Below are 23,318 nucleotides of genomic sequence, written 5' to 3' on the forward strand. Positions count from 1 at the left end.
CACCCGTCCCATATTCAGGGCGGGCAGGATGCCCACCCCACAAGATGGAATAATTTATTTCTTGTCAGTCCCTTAAACGTCCCTTGCGCGTCTAGTAGAGAGCATTATTACGAATTACGAATTACGAACTTGTACTGAGCGTAGCCGAAGTATTACGAATTACGAATTCCCTTAAACCGTTCTTGCGCCGCCTGAAACGCCTCTTGCATCACTAACTGAATTCTTTGGGGATCGGGTTTCTTACCTCCCATTAAATCACCAAAGTAAACGCAGGCTGCTTCCCCTAGCGCCCAGGTGTAGGCAGCTGCCCAAGACGCTGCGATCGCACTCCCAAAACCTGGTATAAATTTAATTAATTCCCGTGCAATTGCCTGTGCTAAAAAACCACCTGCGATCGCACTCACAACACCCCCTGCCTGTGATGGTGTAACTGTCTGTCCATATAATTTACCCAATATACCCACCATCGATACTTGCAAGGCAGTTAGTACAGGCATTGTGGCAAAAGGCAGAGGTACAGCCGCGAGGGTGGCAGACATAATCGCAAATGGCAAAATATAACGGCGGGCGGCATCTCGGTAAAGGTTGCCAAGTTGCTTTCCAGCTTCTTCTCGATCCAATAGCTGATAAATCGCCTGCGCTTCTGCTTGTGGGAGTAGTTCTGCCAAAGAATCTCGCAGTGCCTCTAAGCCATAAAATACCGGATCGTAGCCATCTTCTTCTAAGGTAAAGTCAATTAGTACAGAGCGGTCAGTTATCCCGGCAAAGGCTTGCTGCATTGCCACAAATGCGCGGTTGACTTCCTCATAATCTGGCGGATAGGCAGGATGATTGACGGTATCGGCAGGATAAACTTCATGCAAGCAGGTAACTACCAGCAGACAGGGAATATTTGGATACTGCTGGCGTAACTTTTGAGCAATTTGTCGGAGTGTATCAGTTGCAAAATCATTGATTTTGACCGTCAAAAGGAGGATTCTGGCGGAACCAGTTTCCTTTTCTAAATCGCCAACTAACTCCTGAATGATTGTTTGGGTATCTTGGTTGACATCACCTAGTCCCACCGTATCAGTAAAAACTAGTAACGGTAGGTCATTGGAAGGATAGGCATAGCGCTGCGTGTGTTGCGTGTGCGGACGAAAACCCTGACCGATAATCTCAGCCGAAACTCCTGTCAATCCCCGCACAATTGAACTTTTTCCGGCTTGTGGTTTCCCAATTAGCAATGCTTCTGTGGTTGGCAGTTCGGCTCGAATTTTCTCTAAAATCTCTGCAACCTGAGTTTCACTGACGCTAAACCATTCAACAACCGTTTGTGCCAGTTGTTCTACGGGTAGGAGTTTGGTTAAACGTGTTGTTGCTTTGTTCCAGACACCACCAATGCGGTTTGTCCAGGAATCATCAACCGACTTGGTGGTTGTTGCATCGGTCGGTTCACTCAATTGCTGAGAATCATCTTGCTCAGTCATTTTCATCAAAACGGTAGATACCTGTCTTTAATTCAGCACACTTTATGGTGTTTAAGATTGAAGTTGTTGATCTAGAAGAATATTTTAATAATCTTATAGCGATTCTCAAAGGGATAACCAGTACCGTTAGTAGTGGATAAATCTGAGCGATCGCGTTTTTTGATTACATTTACCGTTTTGGCTTGTCGCGATATTTTAAATTACACACTGACTTAAAAGTATTTTTTATCACATTCCATCAACTATGAGTAAGATGTTATCCTAATGTTCGGCTTGCTTTTCGTAATTAACATAGCGAGAGAATTGCAGAGAATGTGGCGATGTTGTTAAAACAAAGTTAATGCATCCATTTTTTAGCTGAGGTACAAGTTATGAATATCACACTCAAGTCAGAAATAGAGCAATTTATTCAAGCACAAATTGCAAGTGGTAGATTTGCTAATGCAGAGGATGTGATCAATGAAGCTTTTAAGTTGCTTCAAGAAAGAGAACGGCGAGTTGAAGAATTACGCCAAAAAATTGCGGTGGGAACTAAACAAATTGCTAACGGGCAATTAACTGATGGTGAAGTTGTTTTTGCTAGATTTCAAGAAAAAATTAGAATTTCGCCCACGAACGCGAGTGAGTCTTGTAGAGAGGTGCGAGGTTTTAAACTATTTAAACTACATCTGTCGTAGGGGCAATTCATGAATTGCCCCTACCGCGTGGTCTAATTACCTAAAAATGGCTGTAAACTCTCACGAATGGCTTGGCTCAATCAAATTGACGATCGCTTTCACCAATACATCTGGATCTACTGGTTTGGAAATATGCATTTGAAATCCGGCTGCTAGTGCTTGCTGCTGATTCATTTCGCCTGCATAAGCTGTGAGAGCGATCGCTGGTACACGTCCTCCTTCTTGAGGCGATCGCGATCGCACTTCCCGCATCAGCATATAACCGTCTGTCTTTGGCATTCCAATATCACTAATTAAAACATCTGGTATCGACTCAGACAACGCCTGTAACGCCTCCTGCGCTGAGGATACAGAGGTTACTTGTACACCATAGTCTTGCAAAATGAAGCTCACTAAGTCGCGGATATCGGGTTCATCGTCCACCACCAAAACTTGAGTGGCTGAAAGGAGTGATGATTCAGGCTGACAATCTAAAGACTCATTCTCTTCATGCCGAACCTGTTCACTTCTCACCAAAAGCGGTAACTCAACAGTGAAGGTTGCACCCGATCCTTCTCCAGGACTTTCAGCTTGAACTTTCCCCCCGTGCATTTCTACAACCTTACGCACGATCGCTAATCCTAAACCTAGTCCGCCAAATGTCCGTGTAGTTGTACCATCAGCTTGGCGAAAGTAGTCAAACACATAAGGCAAAAAGTTTCGGTTAATTCCCTTACCTGTATCGCTGACTTGAATTTTAATCTGATTACCAGCTTCCATGAGTCGAACTTCTACCCGTCCTCCTGCTGGGGTAAATTTTACCGCATTAGAAAGCAGGTTCCACACAACTTGCTGGAGCCGATTTGTATCGCCCATCACTTGTCCTAAACTGACATCAAACATGGTCTGAATTTTGATCGACTTAGCTTGTGCTGCTAATTCTACTGTCTCTAGTGCAGCTTCAACTACCATTACCAAGTTCACTGGACAGATATTTAAGTTTAATTTTCCTTGCAGGATGCGAGAGACATCCAACAAATCTTCAATTAGTTGGGTTTGTAACTTGGCGTTGCGTTCAATAGTTTCTAAGGCGCGGTTAGTAGTTTGTTCATCAAACTTACGATTCCGCAACATTTTTGACCATCCTAAGATGGGGTTGAGTGGGGTTCGCAGTTCATGAGAGAGAACCGCCAGAAACTCATCTTTAATTTGGTTGGCCATCTCTGCTTGTTGGCGTGCTGTCCTTTCGCATTCAAGGAGGCGATCGCATTCTTTTTCGGCTAATTTGCGATCGGTAATATCTAGTACAAAAGCAACACCATGTTCTTGGGAGTCATTCAGGAAGGCTACTCCCAAAACAATTGGGACTCGCTTTCCGTTGCGTTGAATGTACTCTTTCTCGTAAATTTTGGAAACTCCAGTCGTTTGCACCTCTAAAATGGCGCGATCGTCTAAATACTTATACTCAGTAGGAGTAAGTTCTCGCCAATTAATTCTACCTAAAATGGCAAATTCCTCACGAGTGTAGCCAGCTAGTTGAAGAAAGGCATCATTAGCATCAATAACAAAGCCATCCACATTCCAAAAAGCAACCCCGATCAGGTTAGACTCAAACAAACGCCGAAATCGAGCTTCACTTTCGCGTAATATTTTTTCTGCCCGTTTGTGTTCGGTAATATCACGAGAAACAGTAATTACGCCTTCAATACTTTGGTTTAAATTCCGTAATGGTGTCAGGATGTATTCATAATAATGCACCCCATCAGCAGTTACATATTTACACTCATCCTTGATGGGCTTCCCAGTTTTGATTACAGCTTTTAGTTGATTATCTACCTGTTCTACAAGGTCTGTGGGTAAATCCAGTTCTTGCAAAGTCTTTCCGACAAGATCCTGGGGTTTAAAACCTAATATAGTAGCTCCATCGCGACTAACATACTGATAGCAACCTCTGCGATTAAAGATATAAATGTGATCGACTGAGGCGGTGAGAATGGCATTTAAAATATTTGCCTGTTCTCTGACTTGTGTGGTTAGTTCACGAGTACTTTCTTGAGCCTGTTTGCACACAGTAGTTTCCATACAAACGCCGATCATTCGCACCGCTTGTCCCTGCTCGTCATAGATAAATTTTCCCTTGGCAGAAATCCAATGTACACTTTGGTCTGAGCGAACTATCCGAAATTCATCGTTGTATTCAGTCTTTTGTGCCAAAGCATGACCGATCCCTTGCATTACAGATTGCTTATCTTCGGGATAAACGCACTTCTGAAACGTTTCATAAGGGCCATCAAAACTACTTGGAAGTAGACCAAAAAGCAGTTCATAATTTTCAGACCAAATGACTTGATTGGTTAAAATATTCCAATCCCACAAGCCCATCTGAGAAACATCCAGAGCTAGCCTCAGCCGTTCTTCACTATCTCTCAGGGCTACTTCTAGCTGCTGTCGCTGTGCAATTTCTTGTTGAAGTTGCTGTAAAGTCACTGCTACATCTGTTGTCACATTAAAGCCTGTAAATTTTTCTTGTTCAACGTGGCACTCAATGTCATATTCAAAAACCGAAATATGCGAACTTTGTGCCGATATTGCCAGTTTAGTTAATTGCTCTTCTAGTGCTGCTTGCTTTTGCCGATAAAATATTTCTGATTGCTCTAACTCAGCTATACGCTGCCGTAAAACTGCTAATTCATCAGTAAGTTTATAATTAATTTTATCAACATTTTGCATTTTAATAAACCGCTTATGAATAAAAATAACACTGACTTGAAGAGTAGGCATACCCTAGTTTTAGCAGTATGAATTTTTAAGCTAAAAAATGCAATCCATCAAAAGGCACATAAAAGGTTGTTTGAAAAGTATTTGGCTGTATCTTTAGCACTTATTGATCCCCCCTAACCCCCCTTAAAAAGGGGGGAACCGGATCAAAGTCCCCCAATTTATCGGGGAGCCACTGCGGTCTTGGGGTCTCCCCAAATGAAGCAAGTGGCGTGGATTTAGGGGGATCTAAAAAGATTTGATACATTACTAAGAACTTTTCAAACATCCTTTAAGAGTTTTAGCCAAAAGACATCTTTTGATATTTAAGAGCTATATCTAAAGACAAGTCAAATCAATTATCTCTTCAATCGCATGAAAGCCGCACCAATACATAATCCCACAACCTGCCCCCAGAAGACAACACCCGATTGATTTACGCCAATGGGGGGAATATTTAAACTCCCGATACCATAAAATAATTGTTGCACAAACCACCAAAGTATATAGAGAAAGGCGGGAAGTTCGATAGGAATATACACAATAATTAACGGCAAAATGGTGTGAATTTTAGCTTTAGGAAATTTCATAATATATGCCCCTAAAATAGCTGCGATCGCGCCATTGCTCCCAATTAATGGTACTGTCAAACTCGGTGCAGCTAGAATTTGTACAACCCCTGTTAAAATGCCAGCCGCCAGATAAAATATAAGATAGCGTCTGTGTCCCAAAATATTTTCTACAGTCTTACCAAAAACCCACAGAAATAGCATATTTCCCAATATTTGACTAAAACTGCCGTGCAGAAATATGCCAAAAAGTAGTGAAAATATCCGCCAAATTACAATTATCCAAGCAGCAGAGTTGAAAAAGAGAGCATTTGTAATTGCCCCACTAATCTGAGCCGGAATCACACCCCAACTATTGACAAAATAGCCCAATGTATCACTAAATTCTAATTTGAGTTCCCATAAAAACACGGCAATATTAATGCCAATCAGCCAATAATTAATAATCGGCTTATTCCAATAACGAATGTTATCACTAATAGGAATCATACTAATTCGTAATTCGTAATACTTCGACTTCGCTCAGTACAAGTTCGTAATTCGTAATTCATAAACACAAAATATTCCTATCTGCTTCCCATTCCCCATTCCCCACTCCCTACTCCCTACTCCCCCTATACCCCTTAACGTGTGGCAAGATTGAAATCAGATCGCATCGCACTTAAGTAGGCAAACGAGATGCTAGGAAACACACTTGTTGGAAGATACCAAATTATTAGTAACTTGGGAGGAGGGGGTTTTGGTGAAACCTTTGTTGCTTATGATACTCAATTACCCGGTTCACCTCAATGTGTCGTCAAGAAACTCAAACCCCAGGCAAATGATCCGGTAACTTTAGAGACGGCTAGGCGTTTATTTGATACAGAAGCACAAGTTCTGTATAAATTGGGAACTCACGATCGCATTCCCCAACTTTTAGCTTATTTTGAGGAAAATGCCGAATTTTACTTGGTGCAGGAATTGATTGAAGGTCACGATCTGAGTCAAGAATTAATACCAGGTAAAACCCTTAGCCAAGAGCAAGTAATTTCACTTTTACAAGAACTTTTGACAATTCTAGAATTTGTCCATCAACAGAATGTAATTCATCGTGATGTCAACCCCCGAAATATCCTCAGACGACACCCGGATGGCAAATTAATCTTAATTGATTTTGGTGCGGTTAAACAAATTACTACCCAAGTAATTACTCCCGAAGGTTCAACTAAAGGTACTGTTGCCATAGGTACGCCTGGATATATCCCTGGAGAACAAGCTCATGGTACGCCAAAATTAAGCAGTGATATTTATGCTGCGGGAATCATTGCTATTCAAGCTCTCACTGGATTATCACCAGAGGAAATAGTAAAAGATGCTGAAACTAATGAGATTATCTGGCGCGATAAAGCCACAGTAACGCCAGAGTTTGCTCAATTTTTAGATAAAATGGTGTGCTACGACTTTCGACAGCGTTATCCTTCGGCTACAGTAGCATTACAAGCGCTGAAAGAGTTAACACTACCACCAGTTGAAACAATAGCGTTAACTCCTATTTCTCTACCCAAAAATATAACTAAACCACAACCGAAAAAAGGTGTTTTAGGTAAAGTTTTACTAACAATATTTTTAGTGGGGATAAGTGGAATTGCATCAATATTTATTTTAAATCACATTAATTCTAATAACGCTATAGAATTATCCAAGCAAGGAAATACACTTTTTGATTTGCAACGCTATCAAGACGCATTAGAAGTATATGAAAAAGCCGTTAATATTAGACCAGATTATGCTCAAGCCTGGAATGGTCAAGGCAAAACACTGTATAAGTTAAAAAAATCTAAACAAGCATTAGCTGCCTATGATAGAGCAATTCAAATTAAGCCAGATTATTTTGAAGCTTGGAGTGGACGCGGCTTTGTCTTGGCAAGTCTACAGCGATATCAAGAAGCGATCGCATCTTTTGACAAAGCCTTACAATTAAATAATGAAAGCTCAGAAGTCTGGAATGCTAAGGGTGAAGCTTTTAGTAACTTAAACCAATATGACCAAGCAATTAAAGCTTATGAAAAAGCGATTGAATTCAAATCAGATAATTACGAAGCTTGGTACAAAAAAGGATTAGCTTTAAAGAATTCTAACCGATATGAAGAAGCGATCGCAGCCTACCAAAAAGTCGTTGATTTAAAACCAGACTACGAGCAAGCTTGGTATAATTTAGGGAATGCATTAGTTAATTTGCAACGCTACCAAGATGCGTTTAACGCTTATGAGAAAGCTGTACAATACAAGTCAAATTATTATCAAGCCTGGTTTTCGAGAGGCAATACACTGCTCAACTTACGACGTTATCCAGAAGCAATTGAATCTTTTAATCAAGTAATTAAATACAATCCTAGTAACTATCAAGCATGGTATAACTTAGGCTGGTCGTTACATCAAAACCAACGCTATGAAGAAGCAATAAAATCTTATAATAAAGCCGCAACACTTAAGTCAAAAGACTATCAACTCTGGTATAATCTGGGAAATTCACAATACATTTTGCAAAAATACGAAGATGCAATCGCATCTTATAATAAAGCAGTTCGTTATAAACCAGACCATTCTGAAAGCTGGTATAGCAGAGGCAATGCTCTACTAAATTTGAAACGGTTTCAAGATGCGATCGCGTCTTACGATCGAGCAATAAAATACAAGCCTAATTACCAACAAGCAATAGACGGACGCAATCAAGCCCAAATTCAATTGCAAGGCGAGAAACCAAAGCCGATAATTGTGCCAGTTATCCCAGTTCCTAATCCTACTAATCCACCGCAAACAACGCCCTAATTCGTAATTCGTAATAGAGCCTCCGGCACGCTCCGCGTTAAGCGTTCGCGTAGCGTCTCGAAGAGAAGCTATGCCGCAGGCTTTACGTAATTCGTAATTATGAGTTACGAATTGTTAACAACATTTAATTAAAAGCAGTAATTATAACTATATTTAATTTTCAAGAATATTTTGAGATAAAAACTTATAATTCATGGCATTACTATAAATTCCTTGTTTATTTTACCAAAAGCTGTGAGCATCGGTAATTTTTTGGGCAATCTAAAGATAACCAAGAATTTCTTACCAAACTATGTGCTTAAGGAGCTAACCCTTGATACAAGCAAACTCCAGCCTATCAGCAACTAACAGAGAAAATCATCCTTCACGAAATTTACTAATTCGATTTATTCTTGGTGGCACTACCCTTATAGTCAGTATTTCTGCCTATTTCAGCTATCAAGCCACTAGAAATATGATGCTCAAAGATTTGAGACATAGCGCTTTTTTAGAGGTACAGAGAGGGGGTGGTGAAATTGAAGAGTGGTTACATCTTCGCCAAGCGGAGGTACAAACCCTAGCTAATACTTTAACTGTCCGCTCCTTAAACTGGTCTGTGGCAGAACCCTATTTAAAGTCAGAAGTCAAGCGGATCAATGAATTTTTCTTTTTCCAAATAGCTAACCCAGATGGTTCATTTTCCAATACAAAAGTTGGTCGAACAAATAAAAATATTCAGGATCGAGACTACTTTCAAAAAGCAATCGCGGGAAAGAGCAACATTTCCGATCCCTTCATTAGCCGTTCTACAGGAATTCCTTTAATCGCGATCGCCACTCCAATCTCCTCAAGTTCTGCTAGCAGCAGTTTACCAATCGGAGTCTTTCAAGGCAATGTGAGAGTCGATCACATTGCAGAGGTTGTCAACTCCCTGCAATACGGCACGAACAGCTATGCTTTTGCTCTCAATTCTCACGGACAAGCGATCGTGCATCCTAACTCGGCATTGATGTCAACCTTAGAAAAACCTGCACTCAGCCTGCTGAAAATGGGCGATCGCAATTTAAATGCGATCGCCCAGCGAATGGTAAACAAACAACAGGGAATTGAGTTAATGGAAATTGACGGCACTAAAAAGTATGTAGCTTATCTGCCGTTGCAAACCGCTAATTGGTCTGTAGCTTTGGTGATTCCCCGCCAAAATATCGAATCTCGATTGCAATTCCTCGATTTCATTGCCTTAATTGTCGGTGGATTGACACTGACCATGATTACCGTCTTGTGGCAAGTGCAAGCATTTGAACAACGTGAACTGAAAAAATCTAAAGCTGCGGCTGATACAGCCAACCATGCTAAAAGCGAATTTTTAGCCAACATGAGTCATGAACTACGAACACCTTTAAATGGCATTCTCGGTTGTGCCCAAATTTTGCTGCGTTCCCCAGCTTTACCTAATAAAGAGCAATACCACGTCAATATTATTGAACAATGCGGCTCTCATCTGCTGACTTTAATTAATGACATTTTGGATCTCTCCAAAATTGAAGCGAAAAAACTAGAATTGCATCTTTATGATGTGCATTTCCCCTCCTTTCTTCAAGGACTTGTCGAAATATCCCACATTCGGGCAAAACAAAAGGGTATTTCGTTTATCTATAAACCCCCAATCAACTTGCCTACAGGGGTTCATGTTGATGTCAAAAGATTACGTCAGGTGCTATTAAATCTGCTGGGAAATGCCATCAAATTTACAGATGAAGGTCAGGTTAATTTCAATATTGAAGTAATCGATCAACCTCCCAGTGATGGGCAGACAATGAAACATCGCCTTCGCTTTACTATAGAAGACACAGGAATTGGTATAACTCCCGCAGAATTGAGCCAAATTTTCTTACCATTTGAACAAGTAGGTGAGAAAAAGCGCCAAGCTGAAGGCACTGGACTAGGTTTAGCTATTACTCGGCAGTTAGTACAGATGATGGGTAGCGATATCCATGTTCATAGTCAGATCGGTAAGGGGAGTAGCTTTTCGTTTGAGTTAGAGATACCCGAAGCGACTGACTGGGTACAATCTGCGATGACTGCATCAGAGAAACAAATCATTGGCTTTGAGGGTAGTCCCTACACCATCCTGATAGTTGACGATCGCTGGGAGAATCGCACAGTGATCACAAACTTACTGCAACCACTGGGTTTTGATGTAGTTGAAGCCAACAACGGTAAAAAAGGTTTAGAAATAGCGATCGCCCTCAAGCCAGACTTAATCATCACAGATTTGCTGATGCCAGAAATGGATGGGTTTGAATTAATTAAACACCTGCGTCACACTCCAGAAATTCAGGATGTTAAGATTATCGTTTCTTCCGCTAGTGTCTTTGAAGCCGACCAAAATCGCAGTCTGCAAGCTGGAGGTAACGCCTTCTTGAGCAAACCCATACAAGTAGATGAATTATTGCATCAACTAGAACAATATTTAAATTTGTTATGGATTTATAAGCAATCTCAGCCTGAAGGAGAAAAAGCCAAAGAAGCAACTGCTCAATTAACCCCTCCTTCCCCCCAGGTGTTGCAGGAACTAGTCACCTTAGCCAGTAAAGGTAACTTCAATGCCATTCTCAAGTGGGCGGATCAACTGGAAGAAATAGACACAAACTTCGCACCATTTGCTAATGAACTACGGCAACTAGCAAGGCAATTTGATGAAGATTTAATTCTAACTTTTTTAACTAAATATGCGGTGTAAACAGTATGAAAACTATTATTGAAAACCAAAATAATTCTATCAATTATGCTCCTTGTAGGGGAATTATTTTAGTCGTTGACGATAACCCTGCCAATTTACAAGTTTTATCCAGCTTTCTGGATCAGTCTAGCTTTGAAGTTTGGGCAGCCCGTAGTGGAGAGAAAGCCCTTCAGCGATTAGAAAATGATGATTTACCTGATTTAATCTTGCTGGATGTAATGATGCCCGGTATAGATGGTTTTGAAACCTGTAAACAGCTAAAAAGCAATCCTCGTGTCCAAGATATTCCAGTCATTTTTATGACAGCCCTTTCAGAAACTGCTGATAAAGTCAAAGGTTTGCAATTGGGAGCCGTAGACTACATTACTAAACCTTTTCAGCAGGAAGAAGTCTTAGTGCGGATTGAAAATCACCTCAAGCTGAGAAATTTGACGAAAACCTTGATTGCTAAAAACGCCGAATTACAACAGACTCAAACTCAACTGATTCAAGCAGAAAAGGTAGCAGCTTTAGGTCAACTAACAGCAGGAATTGCTCATGAAGTTAATAATCCCATCAATTTTATAGCTGGCAACTTAAATTTTGTTGACAAGTATGTACAAGAGGTAGTTAGTTTATTGCATCTCTATCAAAAATATCTACCAGAACCACCAGATGAAATTAAAAGCGCAATTCAAAAAAGCGATCTCAACTTTTTGTTAGATGATTTATCTAAAATTATTCAATCCATGCAAGTTGGCACAAACCGCGTTACAGAAATTGTGTCATATTTAAACAACTTCTCGCGTCACAGAGAAGCTGGTAAAAAACTATCTAACTTGCATGAGGGGTTAGAAAGTACATTACTTATTCTGGGACATCGGTTTAAGCGAAATGCTCATCACCCAGCCATCAAATTAGTTAAAGAATATGGAGATTTGCCACTCATTGAGTGTTTTCCCGGCGAAATTAATCAGGTTTTTATGAATTTAATCTGTAATGCAATCGATGCAATTGAAGAAACAAATAAAAATCAAGATATTGATACAATTTATCGTAATCCTGGGGTGATTAAAATTAAAACTGAGGCAATTGGAGAGCAAGTTATTTTAAGAGTTGCCGACAATGGTTCAGGTATAAACAATGCAGATAAAACAAAAATATTTGATGCTTTTTACACAACAAAACCTGTCGGTAAAGGAACAGGTCTTGGTCTATCTATTGCTTACCAAATTGTGGTTAATAACCATCATGGCAAGCTCACATACGATTCCAAGCCAGGTGAAGGTATGGAATTTATAATTGAACTACCCATCCGATAAATGAGAATTATAAACTAAATAAAAGCAACCATCACTTCTTTATGTAAAAATCCAGTTCAGTTAAGGATTGTTGTTAATGATTTTAGACCTGTAGAGATGCGTTAGCGTAGCGGAGCGTTAGGATAGCCCAGTACAATTTCGCATCTCTACTTAAAATTTCTCTATGTAACAAATACATTTATCTAAAAATTGCTGTAACTATCGAATATTCACTTCTTGCAAATAATTTACTTCCTGAAGATATTCAATCTTATTGGCTGAATTTTTAGAGACAAATGAATTTGTTCTTTTTGCGTAAGCTATCTTTTGATTGCCAACCTGCACGCGCTGCTTTTGAGTATACTCATTCAATTTCACTTGAGCTTGAGCATAAACTAGAGCATCTTGGGGAATATTTCGGAGAAATTTCAGAGCCAGTTCAAAATCACCAATAGATGCTTTTTTGTAAGCGTTCTGTAAAAAGTAAGCTGCTCTGATTTGGCGCTTTCGATTGTACTCAGCCAGCTTTTCTTGAACTAAAGCCCCCGCACGACTTTCTTTAGGAATTTGTCGCAGATATTGTAATGCAGTAGAAAAATCTCTGATCTCGGCACTTTCGTAAGCTTTTGCTAATAAATCTTGTGTCTGTGCTTCAATGTTAACGTATGCTTGCTGAACTAGTTTATCTGTTTTAGATTGCCAATATGAAATATTTGGAATTTGAGAAACAGCATCAAGAACATCTGACCACCGGCTCTCATTAAAAGCTATTTGAGCTATTTGGTATTTCTGTGCAGCAACTTGCCATTGCTCTTGCCATTCTTCAATTGTGGCTTGTGCTTCTGGATAAACATTGCTGTGAGAGGGAATTGATTTAGCAAGTGCGATCGCTTCTTGTAAATCCCCAGCTTGATATTCTTGTGTGGCTTTAGATAAAGTTTCTGTTTCTGAGTATGCAGGGGCAGTATTAATTAAAGAATAGACACCAAATCCCATCAATAAAGAATTAGCTGCCAGTCCGACTTTCATTCCTGTGAATAACGGAGATAATTTGTCAGATGTAGAATTATCATCTTCAATCGCCGTTTCTAGAAGAAATTGATCGTCTGCTTCTAATATTTCTGATGGCTGATCCCATGTTATTTGTTTGAGTACCCGTAACACCTCACTCGCAGACTGGAAGCGATTTTGAGAATCGTAGCGGATCATTTGGCTGAGAACAGCAGCTAGATAATCGTTAACTGGCGTGTTTTGAGAACGCCAAAAAATCTCATTAGTATGAGGATCAATTTTTAATTGTAGTGGTTCTAATCCAGTTAAAGCCTGGATAGCAATCATCCCCAAAGCATAAATATCACTGTTGGGTTGTGTTTGACCAATAAATTGCTCTGGTGGTATATATCCCAATGAGGTGACGGGAATTCGATAAATCGGCAATTCCGCACCTATACCAAAATCGATAGACTGGATTGAGCCAAAGTCAATCAAAACTAATTTGCGTAGGGCATCGCTATTACGTCTAATCAAGTTTTCCGGTTTGATGTCACAATGGATCACGCCTTGAGAGTGAACAAATTCTAGAATACTTAAGACATCTATCAGGAATTCTACAACTTCCCTTTCACTCCACAGACACCCCCACTGTTGAGCAATGGGCAATTCCGCAGTCAGCGTATGTCCTTCAATTAGCTCTTGCACTAAATAAAACTGGTTGTTTTCTTCAAAGCAGGCGATAAATTCAGGAATTTGTTGATGGGTTCCCAGAAGCTTAAGGGTTTCAGTTTCAGTTAGAAACAGTAACCTCAGCATCTCCAAGTAGCCGCATTCGGAACTGCTAACTTTAATTTGCTTAACAACGCATTTGGGATTATGTGGAAAATCTACGTCTACAGCTATATATGTTTGTCCAAACACCCCTGCACCCAGGGTTTGGACAATTTGGTAACGCCCTTGTAGTAATTTACCGATTATGTGGTTGGTCATGACCTGGTTACTCAGTAAGTTCTTTTATTTAGTTTTTCTGACATTTCCTTCTGTTTCCGGAATACTTGAAAAATACATATTTTGAACCTTAATTACTGAAATGCAAAATGGATTTATTTCAGTACTTTTACTTAAATATTTTGAAAAAATAAGCAACAGTATTTCTAATTTATTTAAGAATAGAACTGACGCAAAAGATAGCTGAAACCATTATTTTTATCTAGTGGTAATTCATAAATTACCAGTAAGTTATAAAGATTATGTAAAACTTGCATAAATTTTATGTATTTATCATTGCAAAACTACAACTTTTTTAACTATTATATGGTCGTAACTACTGTTACATCTAATACAAAGCTAATAATGTCAATAGAATGCTAGCCCAGTACTTAGTTTTTCACTACTAGTCTGTAAACGAAAAAATGAAGAGTATGGGTTGTTGGTAGTTGGCGCTTTAGCGCTAAAACATCAACTATCAACCTATAAAATCAAATACCAACCTATCAAATCAAATCTGACAAAGTACTATAGCAACGACGTTTTTTACCAAGCAGTGATTGGATAAAGAATAGATTTGTGAGTTTCAGCTAAACAGGTTCTGACTTAAAGAGATATTCAATGAAAAGGTTTTATAAATTAGCAATTGTGTCTGCTATTGTTGGGTTAGAATTAGGAACGCTTAATACAGCCCAAGCAACAACTTTTACTGAGACTGCATCAGATCAAGGTTGGTGGGCTGCTGAAGGTGGAGTGAATGGCGGTAATTCTAACGATAATACCAACTACATAACTGGAAGTATACGCATAACAGATTTACGTAACTTTTTTAAATTCGATCTTGGTAATCTAGTAGGAGTCACTTCAGCAACCTTGCAAATTCAACGATTTTTGGGTTCAGGCAATCCAACAGAGACTCTAGGTTTTTTTGATGTTTCAACACCTGCTAATGTGTTGAGTCAGAAAAAGAATAGCCCTAATAACACTATTTATAATGATTTAGGCAGTGGTAAAAACTATGGAACTTTTAACGTTACTACTTCTGGCGATCCAAACGAAATCCTGAGTTTTGCTCTCAACTCCAACGCCATTGCAGATATTAACGCCAGAAGCGGGAATTTTTTCTCAATTGGAGGTGCGCTTCTAGGGGATCTTAATGAGGAATATCTTTTTTCTGAGAGTGGTAGTCAAGGGTTTGCTAAACTTGTGGTCGATACCAATTCAACCCCTGTTCCAGAACCTAGCGCCCTTGGCGGGATAGTGGTTGTTAGTGTTGGAGGCTGGTGGCTAAAGCGCAAGCGAAAAGCGTCTCTAAGGAACAAGAATTAAATGACAAATGTGCAATTACCTTAACCCCTCACTGATGAGTCGGCACTAATATTTTAAGGTAAAGAAATTTAAATGTAGAGGAGCTAGTACGTTGCGGAGGTTCCCGACGCTCGATGACTCGCTCATAGCGTTGCTATGCCGAAGGCTTTACGCTGCGCTATCCGTTGTAGCAACTGGCGTTGTGTTGTCGCCAAGCGCCGCCACCGTTAAGAATTCAAGGTGCGTTAGCTTACTACATTTAAATTTATTTATATACATTGAATTTTTCTCGCCCACTTACTTATAATTAGCGAGGTTCTTCTCTGCTCTCTTCTTCCTGCATCGCCTCACTTTTATCTGTCAACGGCTTCACCACCCGCGCGATCGCTTCTTGAATAAAAGCTTTAATAAATTCATCCCGGCGATTAATTTGAAACTGTTTCTGCACAACTTCCGTCATTCCACCATCACCCCAGTCTTGATCGTGACGAAAATATTCAATAAAACTTTTACCAGCAATTCGCGTTAAATAAGCTGCTGTCACACCTTGAATCGCTCTACCAATCAGAAAGGTAGCAACATTGAGTTGCAACGCTGTAGATAATAGTTGAATTGCTCCCTTGACAATGCCCAAACTAGCAATAGTTTTCGCTAAAGAAAGGGCTAACTCTCGTCCCCGTTCCATATTCAATTCACAGCCGTAGACTCTGCCAATTTCTACAACCATTTGAGCATTAACAGCTGCTGTCGCTAATAAATCTACTACTGGTATCGGCGTGACTGATACCACACCAGCACCAATCCACTGAAACCGTTCTACGATTTTGTCAGCTTGACGGCGACGCTGACTATCGATGAGTTTTCGCGCCTCGTCTCCCAATCGCAGAGATTGCAAAAGAATGTTATCCGCCACCAAATCTTCACCTTCGGCGCGTAAAACAGCAGCCGTGCGTCGCAGTAAAGGGACAATATCGGGTTCCGGCTGGTAGGTTTCGCCAGTTTCTAGTTGTGCAGATTGGGGATTAGCTGCGATCGCTACCACATCATTAGTAGCAATAAATCCCCGGACTCGTTGACGCAACCTAGCGAGGATGGATTCTTTATCTTCATCTGTATATAAATCAGTTTTGTTAAGCACTAAAAGCGATCGCTTACCAATTTCTGCTAATCCCCGCAACGGCTCATATTCTGAGCGTCGTAAGTCATTATCTACCACAAATAATAATAAATCTGCTTCTGTTGCCAGTTCTCGCGCCATTTGTTCGCGTTCTGTTCCCGCCACACCCGCTTCTAAAATCCCTGGCGTATCTGTAATTAAAATCTTCCGTTCTAATCCCTTCAACCGCAGACAATAGGTTTCTCCAACCTGGGTTGTACCCATCGGTGCATCCACTTGACCCACCATGCGTCCCATAATTGCATTCACTAGGGAAGTTTTGCCAGCACTCCCCGTACCAAATACCACTACTTGGAGTTCACCCCGTGCTAAGTTCGCTTCAATCTCCCGCGATCGACTTAATAAAGCTTGACGTGCTACTTCATCTTGAATTTGCCCTACCTGTTGGCGCACAGCTTGGAGAGTTGTAGAAGCAGCGTCAGATTTAGCAGCAGGAATTTGGGCCGCAGTTACTCGCTTAGGGTTGCGGCGCGATCGCTTTTCCCCAGCTTGAATTACCAATACATAATAGACAAAAGCCGCAACCAAGGCTCCTATGAGGACAATTAGCAGCAACAGCAGCAAATTGCCAAGCAACGGCGAATAGGACAATTGCCAATAGAGGCGCGATAGGGAATCAATTAGCCATAGGGCTAGCCCCAAAATGACGATCAGACCAACAATTAGCGTTACTATGCGCGACAGAGGCATGGTTGGGAAAGATTAGTGGGTATTTAGTAGGCAGATGCTTCTGATCTTAATAGTTTCAGTATTTTTTACCAGAGTAGTAAGCAAATCAAAAGTTAAAAGTCTCTCTAAATCCCGATCGCAGCCCCCTCATCTCTTTGTCAATTATCGCGCAGCTGGAACTTCTACCCCAACTGTATCAGCGATACAGATGTAGACTCCCACTATTTGTATTAAATATTTCTTTTAATGGAATGACTGGGTATTTAGGTAGATACTTCTAATCTTCATAGTTTCAGTATTTTTGACCAGGGTATAAAAAACAAATTTTGATAAACTAAGAGCGCAATTTGTATCAAATTTGCTTTCATTCTCCGCGTTCTCGCTTCCTAAGAAGGCTAGACTCGTTGTTTTTGAGGAAAACCCGCCTACAAAAAAATTCAACAGTGAGTTAAGTAGGTTGGCATAATAAAACCAAACTATGTAAAGAAAGATAAATTAGGGCTAAAACCCTGTTGCATCTTGCCTTTTGCCACTTGCTGGATTCCAAAAATTTTGACGGCGACCTACTTATACCATGACTGCTACACCTAAATTAAGATACTTTAACTGGCTTCAACAAAGATTCCATCGCCTTAGTATTCGGCAAAAAATTTTTTATGGATACGGTTTGGCTTTGGGAGTTGCAGTTTTAGGAACGACAACAGGGTTGATAATAGGCGATCGCTATTTCCAACAAGCTAGACAACAGATGAGCTTGGCAGATGAAAAAGGGAGCTTGTTAAGTAATTTACAAGGAGAACTGTTGAAAATACAGGTTCATCAGCAAGAAATAGTGCCTTTTTTACAGCAGCCGCAAACGTTGCAAAGAGGAATTTCTGATTTCAAAAGCGATATGGCAGAAGCTGAAACGTTGCTTTCTCAAGCGCAAGAATTTAGTCAAACCAATTCGCAAGGGGATTTACAAACTCTGCTCACAAAGCATAACAGCACAATAGCCAAATATTTTGAACAACTCAGGGCACTGATTCAGCAAATTTTGCCATTAAGTTCACAGCCAGAGGGAACATTAAAAGCACAGCAATTAATCTCCAAATTCAGCCAAAGTCAGGATGCTCTGAAGTTTTATCAATTTGCCCATGAGTTAAGCAGCTTTGCTACAACACTTCAAGAACGCCAACAGGAAGCTGATGTAGCCCAAGAAAAAGCTGCACTCATCCAAGCTAAAATTATTATTGCTAGTATGCTGGTGTCAGTGGCGATCGCTGCTATCCTGGCTTTCTACACCAGTACAATCATTGCCTATCCGATTAAAGCGGTGACAGATATCGCCCAAAGAGTTAGCCAAGAAGCCAATTTTGACTTGCAAGCGCCCGTAATTACCCAAGATGAAGTTGGGGCTTTAACTAATTCCCTTAACCAGCTAATCCAACAGGTTAAGCACCTTTTAGAAGAACAACAAGCCGAAGCCCAAATTCGACTAATTCAAAGTGAAAAAATGTCTAGTTTAGGACGGATGCTGGCTGGTGTCGCTCACGAAATTAATAATCCTGTAAATTTTATTTCTGGCAACCTCGTACACGCGAAAACCTATACTGACGATTTATTAGCATTACTGCAAGTATATAAAGCCGAAGTTCCTCAGCCTTCCACTGCCGTGCAAACTCTCGCAGAAGAAATTGATTTGGAGTTTCTAGAAGTAGATTTGCCAAAACTCTTTAATTCAATGAAAATTGGCGCTGAACGCACACGAGAAATCGTCCGAAGTTTAAAAGACTTCTCTCGTTTAGACGATGGTGAAGCGCAATTAGTCGAGCTACATGCTTGTCTAGATAGTACATTGTTAATTCTGAACAATCGCCTGAAAAATGGTATTAATCTTGTTCGCAGCTATGGAGAAATTCCAGCGATTCCAGGCTACACAGGTTTACTTTATCAAGTATTTATGAATCTTCTCAGCAATGCACTTGATGCTTTGGAAGAAAAATCGGCTGAGAATCCCGAATTTCTCCCTGAAATCACTATTAGCACCGAACGTTGGGAGAATGATTTGGTAATAGTGCGAATTGCTGATAACGGCCCTGGTATTTCACCAGAAAATCAGAAAAAGATATTTGAAACATTTTTTACCACCAAACCACGAGGCATTGGTACTGGTTTAGGGCTAGCGATCGCATATCAAATTGTGGTAGAAAAACATCAAGGTAAGATTACCTGCCAATCTGAGTTAGATAAAGGTACAGAATTTGCCTTGGCTCTGCCCACCGCAGGTATCACTTTACCGATTTCTCATCCTTGAGCTAGTGGCTTTCCAAAGTTAATTTTTTCATAATAATCCGCAGCAACTATAAGGTTACGTGTTTAAATCTTTTAGTGGACTGACGAAAGTTTGCCTACACCAAACACTTCAAGCCAGTTTTGGCAAGCTTTTTGAGAACAAAAGGGAGAAATAAATTTATGGGACTTTTCGATCAAATTCTTGGTGCAGTTGCTAATCCCAATCAACAGGGCAGCTTAGGGCAACTGGGAAGTATTGTTAACACTGTACAACAATTGAGCCAAAGTACTGGTGCAGACCCTTCTACCATTCAATCAGTCTTGTCAATTGTCGGTGGTCAAGTGCGTTCCGCTTTACAAGACAAGCAAGCCACAGATGGCAATGAAGCCGCACAAAGTTTAGTGAATCAATATGCTGGGACTTCACCTAACCCCCAAGCCGTCAATTCGCTGTTTTCTCCTCAAATACAGCAGCAAGTAGCTCAGGTTGCTGCCCAGCGCACTGGATTGGATGCTGGTATAGTTCAACAATTGCTACCTTTAGCAGTACCTTTAGTCCTGAATTTTTTGCAATCAGGTGCAAATGCTCAAAATCCCCAAGCTGGCGGGAATCCTGTACTGAATTCCTTCTTGGATGCTGATGGCGATGGTGATGTCGATATCGCTGATGCTATCCAAATGGCTAGTCGGTATATGAGAAAATAATACTTTTCCCCACTCCCCACTCCCACTTCCTTAGACATCGGCAATTGGGCCTTGCTAGATATTTAGCTAAGGCATAGGCTGAGAAGATAAGAAATTTGTAAATATAAATCAGACAGTCTATGTCTAAACTTTTTGACTGTATTACTGACGAACTGCAAGACTTTATTGCAGCCCAACACCTTTTCTTTGTTGGCTCTGCACCCTTGAGTCCTACGGGTCATGTTAATCTATCTCCTAAAGGTTTAGGATGCTTTCGCGTTCTCTCTCCCAAGCAAGTAGGTTACGTAGACCTTACAGGCAGTGGTAACGAAACCTCAGCCCATTTGCAAGAAAATGGGCGGATAACCTTCATGTTTTGCGCCTTTGAAGAACCCGCGTGTATCCTGCGTCTTTACGGTCAAGGAAACACGATTTTACCGAGTTCTCCAGACTGGGACTCTCTGTATTCTCTGTTTTTGCCAATGCCTGGAACTCGCCAAATTATCGTCGCTGATATCGAAAAAATACAGACTTCTTGTGGTTTTGGCGTACCACTTTATGAATATCGAGGTGAGCGCCAGACTTTAGTAAACTGGGCTAGTAAAAAAGGTGAAGAGGGAGTTCGAGAATATCAACAGAAGAAAAATCTTGTCAGCATTGACGGTTTACCAACACCACTGAGTAAATTATCCTAAATTTTACAAAAGCGGAGTTTGGGGCATGATTTATGGATTATTCTATTCGTCCATTGATACAGGAAGATGAGCCTTTTCTCTGGCTTATGCTTTATGAAGCAGCGCATCTGGAAAAAGAAGGTAATTTGACAGTACAGGATGCCATAAATAATCCTGATTTGGCAAAATATGTTAAAAATTGGGGACGTAAAGATGATAGCGGCTTCATCGCTATTCTGGAAACTACTAATCAGCCAGTAAGAGCTGCATGGCTGCGTCTATTGACAGGTGAAAATAAAGGATATGGCTATGTTGACAATCAAACTCCTGAACTAGCTATTGCCATTCTTCCCCAACATAGAAATAAGGGCATAGGAACGCAGTTACTCACACATTTGTTAGCAGCAGCCTAAACATCTTATTCATCAATATCACTTAGTATCAGAGCGACAAATCCAGCCTTGAGTTTATATAAAAGGTTTGGCTTTGAAGTCGTTATTGGTAGCGAAATAATCAACCGAGTTGGTAGCATCTCTTTTAAGATGAAAATTGATTTTTAAAATAGTTTTAAAATCCTCTCTTCATTTTGATTTTACTTTTATGATCCTTTGGGTTTGGTGTCACTAGCAATTATCGCTTGGAACAAGTTACCAAGTAAAGAGAAAAATGCCGAAACTAATATTACCAGCATCAAACTAGCAAGGGCAGCAAAGGGAGAAATGATGAATAGGAGTAACAGTGCAAGCATCAAAATCGTTAGTAATGTCTTATTCATCTTTTTTCATCTTTAATAGTTGCTATTCTCAAGTTAACCAACTAATTCATGAACTTACCACAGTCAATAGAAGGAATTAGTCTTAGTTCTCTGGTAAGAATTTGCAAACTAATTGAGTGCAAAAGTTTAATTTATCAATCAAAAATCAAACCGCTAGAGTTTTGCAGTCATAGCAATTTATGATTTTTTAGCACAGCAGTTACAAAAAACTTTCCTACACCTTCTCCTTTGCTGCTGGCACAATGCCCAATTTATTTAAACCTGCATCGATTTCTTGAAGTAGTTTAAAATCCTCCTCTGGTAAGGGATAGCTGCTACTGCTGAACAAACCCCCACTAACAGCAGGCTGCTTTTCCAAAAAAGAGAAAGCTTGGCGAAACTGATATGCTTGGGCTTTAATTGGTGCATCAAAGTGACAAGGAATAATCCACTCGAAATCCCAACTTGCAACTTTATCAGCCCAGTCGATGGTTTCTTGCGGTGCGCGGTTGAGAATCAGCGTTTGTAAAATTGGCGCGACAAACAACCGCCCATCACCTTGCAGGGCATTAAACGATCGCAGCCAATCTGGATGCCATTGAAAGGGGTACAATCCAAAATAAGCTTTCCTTGAGCGTTCTGGGGCTTTCAAGGCATCTTGCAACACCTGACTCCATTGGGGTATATCTAGTGCGCTTGGTTGAAAGTACAAAGCAAACAGACAGATGCGCCCCCAACCCTTACGACGATTTACCTGAATGTCTGCAACAATATCAGAAGCACGATCTTTGGCATGGAATAGTAAGGGATATGGATCTAATAAAACGATCGCAGGTGGATCGTTTGGGATAGAAAGTACAGAATCTGTTACTAAAAGAGTATGCGATCGCTTGTGGAAAAAAGCAACTTCCGCAAACCGACCAGGGCCAAGCTTGATGGGGCCCAGCATTGCATAATCAAACTCGTCAGCAAAAGGTGTTTTGCTACTATCTTCTGGAAGTACTTGAGTTCGTTTTGGAGGTAAACCAAGCCAGCTAAGGGGCAGATTTAACGGGAAACTCCACTGATGGGGAGCCACAAACACCTGTGCAGTTGGAAAATATCTGGCGAAGGGGCCGACGAAAACCTTGTGTTCTATACCGGAGATAGTCGGCAGGATGATGTACAAAACATTACCGTGTTCTGCCACCAACTCATTCACAAGCCGGATGCACTCTGGAGTTGGTGCAACAGGCGCATACACAAGAAGACCCCCACCTTGGAGCTTAACCACAGTCATGCGAATCGGCACAACTACGTAGAAAATGCCCTGAATATGGTCAAAATTCCAGATTGTGTCCTTAACCACTTCTTTGCGGATTGTCTGCCGCCTGCCATAAGGGTAGAGTGGCAGAACAGGCCATAATCTCCATGAAAAGTCTTTGGGATGTATCTGTTGTGCATTGAATATGCGTTCATCATCAGCCACTCTGCGACCCCCTCTCAATTCCCTGCTCAAATTGTTTTTATTTGCTATCCCCAAAGTTGGAGTTTAGCA

Annotated in this window: 16 protein-coding genes; 9 read left to right on the plus strand and 7 right to left on the minus strand. The window is 40.6% G+C overall.

The features are described 5' to 3' along the window. Positions 1-152 precede the first annotated feature (152 nt). Entirely contained in the window at positions 153-1,469 is a 1,317-nt protein-coding gene (locus tag HWQ36_RS19445; protein WP_292705359.1) for a 50S ribosome-binding GTPase, read from the minus strand. A 371-nt stretch (positions 1,470-1,840) separates the two neighbouring features. Between HWQ36_RS19445 and HWQ36_RS19450 the strand changes: the two genes are divergently transcribed. Next, positions 1,841-2,146, plus strand: coding sequence for a type II toxin-antitoxin system ParD family antitoxin (locus tag HWQ36_RS19450; RefSeq protein ID WP_292705361.1), 306 nt, complete (start codon positions 1,841-1,843; stop codon positions 2,144-2,146). A 60-nt stretch (positions 2,147-2,206) separates the two neighbouring features. On the opposite strand, the gene HWQ36_RS19455 is transcribed toward HWQ36_RS19450, so the two are convergent. Next, a complete protein-coding gene (locus HWQ36_RS19455; protein ID WP_292705363.1) occupies positions 2,207-4,855 on the minus strand; it encodes a PAS domain S-box protein in 2,649 nt (882 codons plus the stop codon). 386 nt (positions 4,856-5,241) lie between these two features. Further along, complete coding sequence (locus HWQ36_RS19460; protein ID WP_292705365.1) at positions 5,242-5,940, minus strand: rhomboid family intramembrane serine protease; 699 nt, start codon at positions 5,938-5,940, stop codon at positions 5,242-5,244. A gap of 189 nt (positions 5,941-6,129) precedes the next feature. Between HWQ36_RS19460 and HWQ36_RS19465 the strand changes: the two genes are divergently transcribed. From HWQ36_RS19465 to HWQ36_RS19475, 3 genes are all read left to right on the plus strand, one after another. Next, positions 6,130-8,259, plus strand: coding sequence for a serine/threonine-protein kinase (locus HWQ36_RS19465; protein WP_292705366.1), 2,130 nt, complete (start codon positions 6,130-6,132; stop codon positions 8,257-8,259). Between the two features lie 313 nt (positions 8,260-8,572). Continuing rightward, positions 8,573-10,981 (plus strand): hybrid sensor histidine kinase/response regulator, encoded by a 2,409-nt coding sequence (locus HWQ36_RS19470; protein ID WP_292705368.1) that lies wholly within the window; start codon positions 8,573-8,575, stop codon positions 10,979-10,981. A gap of 5 nt (positions 10,982-10,986) precedes the next feature. Beyond that, on the plus strand, positions 10,987-12,282 hold the full coding sequence (locus tag HWQ36_RS19475) for a response regulator (protein ID WP_292705370.1): 1,296 nt from the start codon (positions 10,987-10,989) through the stop codon (positions 12,280-12,282). A gap of 198 nt (positions 12,283-12,480) precedes the next feature. Here HWQ36_RS19475 and HWQ36_RS19480 read toward each other — a convergent pair whose 3' ends face one another. Then, positions 12,481-14,244 carry a serine/threonine-protein kinase gene (locus HWQ36_RS19480; RefSeq protein WP_292705372.1) on the minus strand — a complete coding sequence of 588 codons (1,764 nt, stop codon included), beginning with the start codon at positions 14,242-14,244 and terminating at the stop codon, positions 12,481-12,483. Between the two features lie 645 nt (positions 14,245-14,889). Here HWQ36_RS19480 and HWQ36_RS19485 point away from each other — a divergent pair. Next, positions 14,890-15,570 (plus strand): PEP-CTERM sorting domain-containing protein, encoded by a 681-nt coding sequence (locus HWQ36_RS19485; RefSeq protein ID WP_292705374.1) that lies wholly within the window; start codon positions 14,890-14,892, stop codon positions 15,568-15,570. Between the two features lie 286 nt (positions 15,571-15,856). Here HWQ36_RS19485 and HWQ36_RS19490 read toward each other — a convergent pair whose 3' ends face one another. Continuing rightward, entirely contained in the window at positions 15,857-17,416 is a 1,560-nt protein-coding gene (locus HWQ36_RS19490) for a YcjF family protein (protein ID WP_292705376.1), read from the minus strand. A 553-nt stretch (positions 17,417-17,969) separates the two neighbouring features. Here HWQ36_RS19490 and HWQ36_RS19495 point away from each other — a divergent pair. The 4 genes from HWQ36_RS19495 to HWQ36_RS19510 all read left to right on the plus strand — a co-directional run bounded on the left by HWQ36_RS19495 (position 17,970) and on the right by HWQ36_RS19510 (position 21,440). Next, positions 17,970-19,691 (plus strand): ATP-binding protein, encoded by a 1,722-nt coding sequence (locus HWQ36_RS19495; protein ID WP_292705378.1) that lies wholly within the window; start codon positions 17,970-17,972, stop codon positions 19,689-19,691. Positions 19,692-19,849: 158 nt separating this feature from the next. Further along, complete coding sequence (locus HWQ36_RS19500) at positions 19,850-20,374, plus strand: DUF937 domain-containing protein (RefSeq protein ID WP_292705379.1); 525 nt, start codon at positions 19,850-19,852, stop codon at positions 20,372-20,374. Positions 20,375-20,493: 119 nt separating this feature from the next. Continuing rightward, the gene (locus HWQ36_RS19505; protein WP_292705381.1) at positions 20,494-21,048 is read left to right on the plus strand and encodes a pyridoxamine 5'-phosphate oxidase family protein; all 555 of its coding nucleotides are present in this window, start codon (positions 20,494-20,496) and stop codon (positions 21,046-21,048) included. A 32-nt stretch (positions 21,049-21,080) separates the two neighbouring features. Continuing rightward, positions 21,081-21,440: a GNAT family N-acetyltransferase gene (locus HWQ36_RS19510; protein WP_292705383.1), complete on the plus strand. Its 360-nt coding sequence runs from the start codon at positions 21,081-21,083 to the stop codon at positions 21,438-21,440. A gap of 185 nt (positions 21,441-21,625) precedes the next feature. On the opposite strand, the gene HWQ36_RS19515 is transcribed toward HWQ36_RS19510, so the two are convergent. Both HWQ36_RS19515 and HWQ36_RS19520 read right to left on the minus strand, forming a co-directional pair. After that, positions 21,626-21,802 carry a hypothetical protein gene (locus HWQ36_RS19515; protein ID WP_292705384.1) on the minus strand — a complete coding sequence of 59 codons (177 nt, stop codon included), beginning with the start codon at positions 21,800-21,802 and terminating at the stop codon, positions 21,626-21,628. Positions 21,803-22,016: 214 nt separating this feature from the next. Next, positions 22,017-23,249 carry a DUF4336 domain-containing protein gene (locus tag HWQ36_RS19520; protein ID WP_292705386.1) on the minus strand — a complete coding sequence of 411 codons (1,233 nt, stop codon included), beginning with the start codon at positions 23,247-23,249 and terminating at the stop codon, positions 22,017-22,019. Positions 23,250-23,318: the final 69 nt, after the last annotated feature.

The sequence above is a fragment of the Nostoc sp. NMS2 genome, assembly GCF_017115105.1.
Lineage (GTDB): Bacteria > Cyanobacteriota > Cyanobacteriia > Cyanobacteriales > Nostocaceae > Nostoc.